The organism is Subdoligranulum variabile (assembly GCF_025152575.1).
In the GTDB taxonomy this organism is placed as follows: domain Bacteria; phylum Bacillota; class Clostridia; order Oscillospirales; family Ruminococcaceae; genus Gemmiger; species Gemmiger variabilis.
In genome coordinates, this window is the sequence record NZ_CP102293.1 from 1,783,526 (window position 1) to 1,796,267 (window position 12,742).

General features: G+C 52.9%; 10 protein-coding genes. All 10 read right to left on the bottom strand.

Annotation, left to right across the window (positions count from 1 at the left end):
• Positions 1–247 precede the first annotated feature (247 nt).
• Positions 248–1,108, bottom strand: coding sequence for a conjugal transfer protein TrbL family protein (locus tag NQ490_RS08520; protein WP_007048750.1), 861 nt, complete (start codon positions 1,106–1,108; stop codon positions 248–250).
• A 77-nt stretch (positions 1,109–1,185) separates the two neighbouring features.
• The gene (locus tag NQ490_RS08525; RefSeq protein WP_007048749.1) at positions 1,186–1,461 is read right to left on the bottom strand and encodes a hypothetical protein; all 276 of its coding nucleotides are present in this window, start codon (positions 1,459–1,461) and stop codon (positions 1,186–1,188) included.
• A gap of 42 nt (positions 1,462–1,503) precedes the next feature.
• On the bottom strand, positions 1,504–2,544 hold the full coding sequence (locus NQ490_RS08530) for a DUF3991 and TOPRIM domain-containing protein (protein WP_007048748.1): 1,041 nt from the start codon (positions 2,542–2,544) through the stop codon (positions 1,504–1,506).
• Positions 2,545–2,567: 23 nt separating this feature from the next.
• A complete protein-coding gene (locus NQ490_RS08535) occupies positions 2,568–7,844 on the bottom strand; it encodes a hypothetical protein (protein WP_007048747.1) in 5,277 nt (1,758 codons plus the stop codon).
• Between the two features lie 220 nt (positions 7,845–8,064).
• The gene (locus NQ490_RS08540; protein WP_084759192.1) at positions 8,065–8,391 is read right to left on the bottom strand and encodes a BlaI/MecI/CopY family transcriptional regulator; all 327 of its coding nucleotides are present in this window, start codon (positions 8,389–8,391) and stop codon (positions 8,065–8,067) included.
• An 80-nt stretch (positions 8,392–8,471) separates the two neighbouring features.
• Entirely contained in the window at positions 8,472–9,734 is a 1,263-nt protein-coding gene (locus tag NQ490_RS08545) for an Ig-like domain-containing protein (protein WP_007048745.1), read from the bottom strand.
• A complete protein-coding gene (locus tag NQ490_RS08550) occupies positions 9,731–10,522 on the bottom strand; it encodes a class B sortase (protein WP_084759191.1) in 792 nt (263 codons plus the stop codon). The genes NQ490_RS08545 and NQ490_RS08550 overlap by 4 nt, the downstream gene beginning before the upstream one ends.
• A 26-nt stretch (positions 10,523–10,548) precedes the next feature.
• Positions 10,549–10,704 (bottom strand): hypothetical protein, encoded by a 156-nt coding sequence (locus NQ490_RS08555; protein ID WP_156793910.1) that lies wholly within the window; start codon positions 10,702–10,704, stop codon positions 10,549–10,551.
• Positions 10,705–10,820: 116 nt separating this feature from the next.
• Positions 10,821–11,783 (bottom strand): ParB/RepB/Spo0J family partition protein, encoded by a 963-nt coding sequence (locus NQ490_RS08560; RefSeq protein WP_007048742.1) that lies wholly within the window; start codon positions 11,781–11,783, stop codon positions 10,821–10,823.
• Between the two features lie 5 nt (positions 11,784–11,788).
• Positions 11,789–12,544, bottom strand: a complete 756-nt coding sequence (locus NQ490_RS08565) for a ParA family protein (RefSeq protein WP_007048741.1) — start codon at positions 12,542–12,544, stop codon at positions 11,789–11,791.
• Positions 12,545–12,742 lie beyond the last annotated feature (198 nt).

Sequence of the window (12,742 nt, forward strand, 5' to 3'; positions counted from 1 at the left end):
ACAAACAGGGTCAACGCCAGCAATTCCAAAGAAGTAAGGTAAAATGTTGCTACCACCAAAGTGGCAATCAGAATCAATTCCGGGACTGTCCACCACCACAAAAGAAACTTCTTTTGCAGCCGTGGTGGACAGAGGTACTTTTGCGTAGTCATTTTTCCTCCTTTTGGGTGGGTTTGTGCCTATTAGGCACAGTTTGTTTTTTTCGATGGTTCGATTGTTTTTCTTTTTGCTTTTGCATACGCGGTGGCTACTTTAATAGTCCTTTGACAGCCCCTGCGAAATATGCGACGCCCGTTGGGTTGATATGCGGCCCAGCGCTGGATAAACCATATTTGTCCAGCGTGCGGCTCACACCACCCATACCGAGCAGGCAGCCCATCCCCAAAAACGTATTGGCGATGCCGGTACTCATCAGTAAGGTGATAGCCAGGGCATAAAAAAAGTACTCAAAGAAAAAAGTCAAGCCCACGGCCATAGCCTGGCGAAACCAGCCTGAGAAGGCTGTTTGATCGCCTCGCAAGACACTGGTTTCGTATAGCGGAACCATGGCAATTAAAGTGATGAATTGTACAAAGCGCAACGTGATTTTATAGATAAAAACTCCGCTGCCAATTACGACAATAAAGAAGCAGATCACAGATTCCAGGAGGCTGCTGCCGACAACAAGATCAGGAGACAACCACAAGTTGGTCAACGAGTTTGCATACTCTGTTCCCTCGAAATTTGTAACTGAATCGCTCAATTTCAGAAGCTGAATCAAACTTAATATGGCTTTTGTCATCACATGCACCAGCTTGGGACCGAAAAGAGCAAAGGCCAGCCCTGAGACGAAGTTCTTTGTGACTGAGGACATGTAGACGGTTTTTTCTTCTGAGCGTGCCTCTAAAATGTCATAGAGCATCAGGATACAGCCGATAGCAAATACTCCCATGGCTATCCAACTGGAGCAGGACACGATAGCGCTGATAATCGAATCATCCCAAAGAGACACGATCATTTTGCTGACAAAATCCATAATGACTGTCAAAAGTGCAACAAAAATGTCGTGTATCAAAGTGGCGATGCCGTCTGCTATGAGGTTTAGGATAAATTTTCCGATTACTTCCATTTTTTAATCCCCGATGAAAAAATAAGCTGCTGCCCAGGGGTGAACCTCCTGGGCAGCAGACTTTTGTACACAGTGGGTTAAACAGTGGTTCCGAATACACCGGCAGACAGAAGCAGCCAAAGGCCGCCGGTGCCGACCGCTACCAACAAGCCGATGATTTCCTTCCACATAAACTCCCAGAAAACATCCGACATGCCATCCCGGTGAGCCTTGAACAGCTGCGGCAACTGGAAAATGCAGTAAATAATAGCGGCGGCGGTGATTAAGGGGCAGACTAGGTTGGTGCCGATAGCAGAGAGCCATCCAAGAATTTGGTTTTTCACTTCAGAAGTGAAAGTATTTACATCAATCATATCGTATTCTCCTTTGTGTGTTTTCTAATGAAAGAACTGGTCTTATGGTGTAAGCTCTAAACCAATCGACGGTTGCACCGTCGGTTCATCGGTGTGGGTCGGCGCTTGTTCGACAGGCTCTCTTTCCATTTCTGCGCGTTTCAGAATCAGCGCGTCGTTCCAGTCTTTCGCGCCGGGGGCGTTGGCGTTGGGCAGCTTGTCAATCACTCTGCCAGTAAACCCCTTTTCTTCTAAGAGCTTGCGGCAGTTTGTCCGGCTCTTTAGGCCGCCTTCGTCTGCATCCTGGGCGAGATAGATTGTTCTGATTTGGGGATTTTCGTCAAGAAAAATTCCCAACGGCCCCTCGTAGGTTGTTTCCAGGGAAAGGTAAGTATATGCCTTGTGGTCGAGGCCGTGGATCTCCAGCATCGAAGCGAAGCTCCATGCGTCCACCGCCGCTTCGGTGACCACCAATTTGGTGTGACTGGGGCTATGGTTCATCACACAGCGCTTTTGATAGTCGCTCCCTTCGACCACGTTGCGGTATCCCTTTTGGCCGTCGCGGGGCGTCAAGGTGCCTTTTCTTGCACAGTAATTGATTCCTCCTTTGCCATCTCGTCCGAGATAACAAAGATTGCCTCGTTCGTCGGGATAAATGGTTTTTTCCTGCACCAACCACTTCACAATGGTCGGCGTGATTTTTCTTGTACTGATTAAGTAGGCGTAAACCCGTCGCCATTTGTTTTTGTCCTCGGTGGGAAGAATTAGGGGGACCGATTCTTTGTCTTTTGGTGCAGGAGGCTTTGCTGGGTGTGGCCGGTTTGGCTTCGGTCGTTCTTTTTCGTACTCCGGCAGCTGCTTCCGCAGCTCTGTCATGGCCGTGCGGGCATCGCAGCTGTGCAACCCCATGTAGAGGTCGATCACAGAACCGCCAAAACCGCGACTGTTCCAGGTGAATACATTTTTGTCTGGTGTTATGACCAGGCTATCATGCCCTTTCACGGTGAGCTTTCGCCCTCGTGGTATTACTTCATAACCCTCAGAGCGCAGAAAATCGGCAATGGTTATATTTTCAATGATTGCCGTCCTTAAATCGCTGGACATAATTCACCTCCATCAAGGTGCAGTTACACCTTTTCCGTTGTGCGTTTCTTTTCCTTTCTCTTGCGGGACAGAATGAAAAGAATAAGGACCACGGCAGCAATGACAAGGCCAATGCCCAGCACGGCCGCTGCGGCCTGCAGGACGGTCCATACACTGGCAGGCTTGTAGTGCGCGGTGACCAGCCAGTGGTACAACCCATCTTCCTGACTGGCGGTGTCCTCGAAGCTGTAGGAGGCCGTCGCGGTGCCGGTGCGTTCCCCTTCTTCACCTTCTTCGTATCGGGCAATCCAGCCGGTGGCATAGACGGAGATCGTGAAGGTAGCACTGCGGTTCATCATGTCGGAGCCGGGCAGCGCCTCCCAATTACCTGTCCATTCTGCATCAACGATTTTGTAGTCCTTATTGTTGAAGCCGAGATAGGTCAAAATTTCCGTCTCATAGCCCTCATAGACCGGCTTGTTGTCGTTGTGGGGCAGAACCAGACTTCCGAGGAAGATGCCTTTAACGTCAGGCCAGCCGTAGTAGGTGGCGGGAATCTCCATGTCTACCCAGCCATAGTCACCAGTCTGTTCGATGCCGACCAGATGGCCGGTGAAGGTGTGGCCGTCATCAGCAGTTATCGTTTCGGTCTCGTTGGCTGTCGGCTGCTTGGGGGAATAACCGAGGTCCACAAAGCCGGTGTAGCTGCTTCGGGGTTCCTCAAGCCAGTCGGCAGAAACAAGGGCCAATGTAATGGTTTTTTCAGCGCTCAGCTGATACTCCATCGTAGAGGGAACCTCATCCAGCGACTTAATGTTTTCTAAGGTCACATCATAATACACTGGGCCGCTGATCAGATCGGTGACATAATCTTCCAGCTCGAACAGCTTGCCGTTCTTCCAAAGAGTATCTTCGGGAGCGGCAATCTTGTCGCCCAGCTTGCTTGTAGTGGCTTCATAACTGGTGGTGTAGGTATCATCATCACCCGTCTGTGCCCACTTTTTGTTGTACTGGCTGCGGTCGAACACCACATACCCGTATTTGGCGGTATTGCCAAAGCTGGTCTCATCGCGCTTATAGGAGGGCTGCTGCTCCTCGTTGATGATGACGCTGGTGGGCCGACCGTCAGCGAGAACCACAGTAGCATTGCCTTCATCCAGGTTATACAGAATCTTGGCGTTGTAGTCTGCATTGGTCAGCCAGAGTGTGCCATTGTCCTCGGTCAACGTGAAAGCATAGCCGCGTTTGCCGAGATCGGAGCCGTTGTCCGTGGAATGGGTGCCAGGCTCATCGTTGCGCCAGTAATCGCCGTAGTACCCGGTAGGAGCCTGGCTCTCTACAATGAGGAATTTTCCTTCATTGGAGAACCAGCGCCCGCTATCCGGGTAATCCGTCTGTGTGTCCTCGAAGTAAAGGTATCCTTCTTCGTAGTGTGTCCAGTCGCTGTGCAGTGTGGTTACAGTGTAGTAACCATCTTCGCGGCGCACGATTTTGTAGTTGGTGCTGACCTCATATTGGTTATTCCGCTCATTCCACTCGTACAGTGTCCAGGTCGTGTCCGGCAGGATAAATTCGCCGGTGGCATTATCGACTTTTTTAATGAGGACTTTTGTTTTGTAGGGCATGTTGCGAGAAGCGGTTTCGCCCAGGAACTCATAGGTAGGATAGTCTGGGTGGACGATAATCTCCTCGCTCCAACCGATGACCCAGGTGTTATGCTCCCAGGCTTTCAGATTGTAGGAGGCCGGGGCTTTTAGCTCGACGATCCGATACTTGCCCTGGTTGGCCTGATGGTAGTAGAGCACGCCTTGCTTGCCCTCCCAGCCTTCAAAAAAGGCGTCACCAATCAAGTGTACAGTGTACTTGCCATCTTCACGGCGCACGACCTGGTAATGGGTGCTCTTTTCATATTCACCTTTTTCGGGGTTCCACTCCTGGATTTCAAAGGTGGTGTCTGCATCAACCAGGCCGCCGGTGAGGGCGTCGCGCTTTTCCCAAACAACGGTGCTGTACCAGGGATTGTTGCGGAACAGGTTGTTTTCGTCGTATTCTTCCAGCGCCGGACTGAAAACGTCGAGTGTCACCACGCTGCCGTCGCCCAGCTCGATCAGGGTCCCGCCCTTATTTTCCGTCAGGACGTGGGCATTGTATTCGCTATCCGTGAGGGTGATTGTGGAGCCATCGTCGGTCAGCCGAATATAATAGGCATGCTTCCCAGCATCCTCAACCTCAAAATTGGGTGTCTCGCGTGAGCCGGTCCAGTCGCCGTAGTATCCATACGGGGACTTAGATTCCACCACGACAAACTGGCCGTCAGTGGTGACTGCACGCTCGTCGATGAAGAAGTCAATCGGCTCATAGTCGGTATAATACTGCGGGTGTTCAGTTGTGGTGCCGTCGCTGTTCACAGTATCTTCTCGGACATCGCACAGAGTATCCTCGTAGTACAGGTTGCCTTCTTCATACTGTGACCAGTCATCATGCAGGCAGGTGATGGTGTACAGGCCCTCGGTGTCCCGAACAAAGGCATAGTCTTTGCTTTTTTCGTACAGGCCGCGTTCCTCGTTCCACTGGTAGAGCGTGAATACAGCATCGTCCACGATGATCTCGCCGGTATGGGCTTCGATTTTTTTGATGATGACTTTGTTCCCCTGCGGGCGGTTGTAGTCTGCATCGTCGCCGGTATAGCTGTAGGTCTGATCGCTGGCAGTGATTTCAAATTCCTGGCTCCAGTGTTCGACCCAATCGGTCCCCTGCAGGGCGGCATCGGTATACCCTGCGGGTGCGGTGACTTCTTCGATACGGAATTTGCCCAGGTTGTCCTGAGTGTAATACACATACCCCTCGGTCCAATCGGTGTAGACCGGGTTGGTCACGGTCACAGTGTACAGGCCGTTTTCCAGGCGCGTGACGCGGTAGTTGCTGCTGATCTCGTATTCGTTGGCGTCCACATTCCATTCATAGAAAACATACTCCGCATCTTCTGTGATGCGTCCGCCGGTGAGGGCGTCGCGCTTTTCCCAGGTTACATGCGCCTGCCAGGGCTGATTTGCCACAACAGCAGTAGTGGAGCCGTTAGACGGTACAGAAACAGAACCAGAACTGCTGTCCGTGGGGTCGAAACCGTGCGGGACAGTCGTTTCCTCGTAGTCAATCGTGATTTTTGCCAGCTGGTCTTTTGCTTCGGCAATGGCTGCGTCAACCATGGATTGAGCCTCATTTTGCAGCTGGGCAATCGCGTTGTTCTTGGCGGCCTCGGCGGCAGCGTTGGCCTCCTCCTGTGTGTTGTACGGTCCTTCTTTGCCGCTCAATGTGGTGGTGCTGGTTTTTGTTACTTCGTAATGAAGCGTCCAGGTGGCAGAGGCGGCGCCGTCCACTGTGGTCACAATCTGCGGGTCGCCAATGGTCCAGGTGCCGCCGCTGATCGTGCCGCTGGAAGGATTGGGGGTCAGCTTGAAGATGGCATCATCCAACTTCTCATGGGTGATGTTGGCAGACTTGTCAATGTGTACGGTATAGGTCAGATCGAAGCTGCCGCTGGCAGACTGCGGCGGGGCCGTCCAGTCTGCGGAATAGTATTGCATTTCCGGCGTTTCGGGCAATTCGCTTGTATCGTCATCTTCGTCGATCTCCGGGCCGATAACGACAATGCGCTGCCAGTTATAACCGGCAGGGGGAAAATACGCGAAAGTGTAATATCCACCATTTCCTAAATAGGGGCGAACATCCAGACCATTGTTTTCCAGAGCAGCAGCGGCCTTCATGTAGGTTTGTGCCGCCACACTGTTCGGATAGTGTTCGATAATCCAAAGCTGGGTGTCGTTGTAATACTCGTAGGCGGTTTTCAGAACTTCGTTGCCGGTGGTGGAGTAGGTGGTTGCTGCGCTGGCGGCAAAGCTGCTGCCAGCAAAATCATTTGCATCGTGGCTCTTGGACAAAAGCCCCATAGAAAGCTGATTGAGGCCACCCCAAATGTTTACCTGGTTGGCATAATGGTTTCCGGGGGTGTACTGTCCAGGTTCCAACTTGGAAACGTATGCAAATGAATAGGTCGGGCAGCCATCGGGCGCAGCATACAGCCCGTTATCACAGCAATAGGCTTCAATGCCATTAAACCAGACCAGCCAGGTACTTACCACATACTCGATCTTCGTGATTCTGCCGGTCGGAAACGGCGGCGTCGGGGTGTTGGCGTAGGTACTGACACCATTGCTATTAGACGCGGGGAGGACGGCAGATTCCGCACTGCCGTTGATGGAAACATCGAGCTTTTTGCTGATGGTTGTGCCGTCGGGGGCCGAATAGGTGAATGTGACAGAAAAATCTTCGGTTGCCTTCACATAAAAGCCGGAGGCAGAAGCCGACGAATCCTTGTAACTGGCATTCAAAATTTGGGCTCGTTCCTTTTCACTGGCAACGACCAGATTTTCAGCGGTAGATGTATAGCTCAGAAGTTCCACGCTGTCCGGCAGGGTAACTGTTGTGGTAGCACCGTTGGCAGGGTACTCGACCTGGACGGCGATGGGAACGATAGCATAATCTGTGCCATCCTGCTTTGCTACTGTCATTACAGCGTTGGTTTCATTCAGTGCGTCTGCGTCCAGACGGCCTTTGCTGCTGGCGTCCAGCAAGTCGTGCTTCCAGGCCGAAATGCTGATTTTGGTGTCGCCAGTGGCAACCGGCAGCCCATATTCGCCAATATAGCTGCCGGTCGGCGCATCCGGCAAATCGCCGTAGAGTACAGTGGCGATTTCCTCAAGATCAGGTTCATCACCACCGCCACCAGGGACGACCGGGTTTTGCATGGCCAACTGCATGGAAATGAACAGCGCGGTCAGAGAACTGTAAGCGGCCTTGACGGCGTCGATCTCGCGCTCCTCATCGGAAAGAGCCATATAGAGATCTTCCGCGGCATAGACGGGAGCCGCCGCCGCATCCGAGGCTTCCGTGGCGGCCTCCAACGCTGCGGTCAGTTCGGCATTCGATTGATCGGCCTGCCAAGCCTGGCTTGCCAGGCCCCAGGCGTTGATCGCGGTCAAGATACCTTCCCGGTCCAGCGCGGCAACGGCGTCCACAAATGCCTGGGCAGCTTCGCTCAGGGCTGTTTCAGGGGTGGCCGAAGAAAGAGAAGATGCGTCATCGGAACTTTTTTCTGTACCGGCGTCACTAGCCGCGTTTTCGGGCGTGGACACAGATACAGAAGTCTCTACCGGCGTTACTTCCCCAGTAGGAACTTCGGCATAAATCGGTAGTGTTGTGCTGCACAGCATACACAACACTAAAAAAAGCGCCAGAAACTGGCGCAATCTGGGTTTATTCATTCTGTTTTACCTCTTTCTTTATCATTAAAAATTCAAAGGATGAATGGATAAATGTGGGGCTTTAGCTGCTGTCCCAAACGCGATTCTTTCTTTTTGGCATGGTACACCTCAAAAACGAATACCGATATGCTTGACAAATGCTGCAAAGTAATTATTTTTATAGAAAAAAGAAAAAAGTCGAAAATTTGCCTTGAAAATCTAACAAAAGTAGGTATTGACATTATGATGCTTTATGGTGCACACTGAGAAGCCGTTTCAATTCTGAAACTTGGGCTCTTGTTAAATTCTCTTGCCGTATAACTTCTGCCCAATATTCAACTCGTGAAATTGCAGGTCTAAAGGTTCGGGCATAAGTCTTTCCGCAGCGCACAAAGCCAACCTCAGATAAAAAACCTTTTTCAAGAAGTTTCTTTACAAGAGGGAATACAGACCGCGTTTTCCAAGTGCGACCGATACATACGGAAAGCAGATCATTTGCGGTCAGCGGAGAAGTGCTATTCCAGAAAGAGTTCATGATTTGCTTTTCGCTCTTTGATAATTGTTCCAATTCAATCCTCCTTCCAATACAATACAGAAAGAAAAAAGAGGTACGATATTGTCGTACCTCTTTGCGGCTATATTTACTTATCAACCAAACGTGGCGCACCAATAATGACAGCCATCGCCATCATAGCAGTGAGCGACTGCGCAACGGGTGTAGCCCTCATAGACCATTTGTGCATAGTGGGCGCTGCTTGCCTGCCAGGAGGAGACTACAGAGGAAGCATCGGGCGCACCCATGGCGCAAATCTCCGGGGCAGTCATTCCGTTGTGGCTGAAATCGTCCATCAGCTGGCGGCAGCGGGCGGCAGCAATGTCGCCCAGGCCATCGTCCCAGGTCAGTGCGCCCAAACCTGCAGAGGCGCGAATGCCGTTGATCAAATCCAGCGCACCGCCGTCACCGTACACGGTCCAATAGCCATGTCCGGCACCGGCTGCGGGAGCAGAACTGCCACCGGCTCCAGAGCCGCCGGAACTGGCAGAGCCAGCGGCAGCACCAGAGGCGGCCCCTGCGCTGGCTGCCGGTCGCGCAGCGGGTGCGACGCCGGTCAGCTCTACGGAAGTAGAAACGCCATATTCGGTGCTGGCCGTGATCGTCACCGCGCCGGTGCCGGTCACGTCTACCCAGCCACCCGATACCTGGGCAACGGTTTCGTCGCTGGAGGCCCAGGTCAGGCTTTCGGCTTCCACATTGTTGCCCTGTTCATCGGTGACGCCGATCTGCGTGCCGCTTCCCTTTGTCACTTCGGTCTTTGCCGGAGCCAGATTCAGTTCTTTCGGCCCGTCCCAGACGCGAATCTGGGCGGTGGCCGTCATGCCGTTGGGGGCCGTAACGGTTACGTTGGTATCTCCTGCGGCTACCGGCGTGATCTGCCCATTGGCATCCACGGTGACAATGGCGTTGTTGGCGCTGGCAAAGGTCAGCTCGCCGGTGAAGTTCTCCGGCACCACGGTGTAGGTGAGTGAGGCGGGGCCGTCGGCAAGGTGCAGCGCCATGGATTCGGCCTCCAGACGTTCCACCGGGATGATGACCGATACCGTGCGGCTGGCGCTCAGTTCGCCCACGGTGGCCGTGATGGTGGTTTCGCCCTCAGCCACGCCAGTGATAACACCGTTCTCGTCCACCGTGGCGATAGTCGCATCGCCGCTGGTATAGACCACTTCCGGCTGGGCGTTCTCTGGCGTTTCGCCGTCATAGGTATACGAGGTTTCTGCCGTAGCCGTTTCGCCGGTGGCCAGCACCAGCGGCGTTTCCGGCAGCGTCACGCCAATTAGCTTCGGCCCGCCGCAGGCCGCAAGCATGAAAGCACCGGCGAGGGCAATACAGAACAATTTGATTTGATTTTTCATGAGTGCGCGTCCTCCTCTGTTGCAATCATTGTATCATAAATTTGCTTTGCTACAATAACCAAACGCTCGGTTTCTTTTTCTGTACAGGTAGCCAGTGTTAAAATCTGGTCACCGGCAGAAAGCTGTTCCAAACCGTCTACCTGATTTCGGGCATTTGCATCTTCGATCAGATAGCGAAATGCCTCATCCTCTAGGTTACAGTAAATGGGAAGGCTGGTTTCCTCAACATCGCAGAAGCCCACACTACATACTTCGTACTCCAGCACGGTGCCGTTGATCTCCAGTTGGAGTGCTTTGTGATTCTGTGCCCAGGAAGTGTCTAAGTACTTGTCCAGCTGTTCAAAGCCGCCCTCCCAGCCGTCAGTGAAGGTGTGCCCGTAGATGACCACATTGCGGCTGAGATTGGCCAGAGAAACGATGGCGTCGGAATCAGCAAAGTAACAGCCACGGTAATCTTCATTGCCGTCGCTGTCCCGGCGCAGATAGTAGTCGTTATCCGGCCCCTGCTGCACCGGCCCGTCGATATTGGTGCCGGGAATGGTGAGCCAGGCAACCGTATCAGGGTTTGTACTCTCGTGCAAAGCTGATTCTGCTGTTGCTGCTGGGGACGGTGTTGGTGTGGGAGCAGGTTCTGGGACGGAAGAAGAGCCAGCTGCAGTACACCCCGACAATGCCAGCACTACCATTACCGTGCCAGACAGGATTGCCGGGATTCTCAGGTGAGCGCGAGAACTGGCCAAAAAGAATGCCCCGGCAAGAACGCTGCCGTGTAGTCTGGAAAATCTCATTGTTTTCTCCTTCCATATTCATTTTATCACTGGTTCTGTCCCAAAATATGGACTGCGGCAGCAATGATTTCGGCATTCATTTCTGGCGACACGACAGAAGCAATGTTGTCGTATCTATTGCCGCGTTTATATCCAGGATACCCAACATAGTATGCCTGTAGCTTTTGGTTGTACAGCAGCACACAATTATGGATCTCCACTAAGGGCTGTTCATCCATATAAAGGGTTACGGAAAACCGCGCCCGGCAGGACGATTTTACGGTCTGAGAGGGCCGCGAAAAATCTGTTATCTTGCAAGTCAACATTGGCCATCACCTTTCTTTTGGGCTGTGCTATAGGCGATCAAAGCGGCCTCCAGATAGTCCAGTTTTTCCTCCTCGGTATCCAAACCTACAAAATAGTGGTCAAACCGCTTGAGGCTCAGTTTCAATTTGGCCGCCCTGGGCGCGGCGGTAACCTTCTTCTCCCGGGTGGGGAAAAGGCAACGATCAATCGTCTCAACATCATGGCGCTGGAGAGCTGCTACTTCCTTGGCGGCTTTCTCTGTGATGCCATCCTGATCGTGCTGCTCCAGAACAGCCAGCAGGTTCATTTGGGCGGTCGGCGTCAAGTCTGCCAGGGCGGCCCCCGCATACACGGAAATTTCCTTTTTATCCACCTTATCCAATAGCGGCTTTTCCAGATTTACAAGGCGCATATAGCGGTAGACTGTCCGTTTGCCTTCGGAGCCGATCTTGGCAACTTCGTTGACCGCGCCGTTGCCTTCCAGGCGCAGCACTTCGGCCAGCGCCTTGTACCCGGCAGCCCGCTCAGAGGGCAGCAGCTCGCTGCGCTGTCCCATGTTGGTGGCATAAAAGACGGTTTTGGCTTCGGCGTCGGTCATGCCCATGTACACCTGGCACGGTACGGTTTCCATCCCGGCCCGCCGTGCGGCCTCTCTGCGCCGGTGACCGGCGATGATTTCAAAATCGCCCGGAATTGTCGGGTGTACCCTGACGATCAGGGGCTGGAGGATGCCGGAGGACCGCACATTTTCGGTCAGTTGTTCCAGCTCGGCTTCGTCCATGCTGAATACTTTTTGTTCTGGGTACTCATGCAGTTTGGTGAGGGGAATATCCAATACCTGGAATTTCTTTGACCAGCCGGAATCTTTGGCGGTCCGGCCCGCCAGCGTGCTGACAACGGAGGCTGCCTGGGTGTTCATTTGCTGCCCGAAATTGTTTCCGGCCAAACGACCCTTAAAATCAAAGTTCTTGCTCATGGTGCTTACCCCTCTCTCGCAATCAGTTCGTCAGCCAGGGCGCGGTATTCTGCCCCCGTGTCACCACCGGCAGGTTTGCCCATCATGGAACTGTTGATGGCTTCCTGCTTTCTGGTGATTTCAATGGAAAAAACGGACTGCGGGTACTGCTCGCGCAGCGTCTCGGTTACAGCGGTGGCCACGCTGGTTTTGTCCTTGAATGTGAGCAGGATGTTCACGGTAGTCAGGTCAGCGTTCAGCGTCATGCGCACATTGCCGATGACGCCCTCCAACGATGACAACCCCTGGGTGGCAAAGTATTGTGTCTGCACCGGGATGATGACCTGGTTGCTGGCAACCAGCACATTGGTGAGCAGCAGCCCCAGGCTGGGGTTGCAGTCGATCAGGATGTAGTCATACGCCTGACGCACCGGCTCCAGCACGCGCCGCAGCACGGTTTCGCGGCTCATTGCCGTAGCAAGGTAGATGTCCGCTTCGCTGAGCCGCAGGTCCGAGGGGATGAAGTCGAACCCGAATCTCTCGGAATGATAAATGGTTTCGCGGATGTCAGCAGGTTGGAACAATACTGCTGCACGCATCACGCTGGCGATGGAGTTTTCCCTGGGTTCGCACCCGGCCACATAGTTGGTGAGATTCGCCTGGGGGTCAAAGTCAATACAGAGAACAGATTTACCTTTGCGGGCCAGAGCCGCGCCAAGGTTCACGACGGTGGTGGTTTTGCCCACGCCACCCTTTTGGTTTGCTACAGCAATAATGTTCATTTTGTTTTTCCTCACTTTCCGTCTCTTTTTGTGTTGTTTCTTGCAAAATCCACGATTCTACAAATGATCGGTTTGGGGTACAGCTGCATTACGCAGGGTTTCCATTCGGCGCAACCTTCACAAAGGTATTCTTCCAGCCAGACTTGTTTTTCTTTGTAGTGGGTGCCGTTCATTCTGTTAAAACAATCCAGGCAAAAC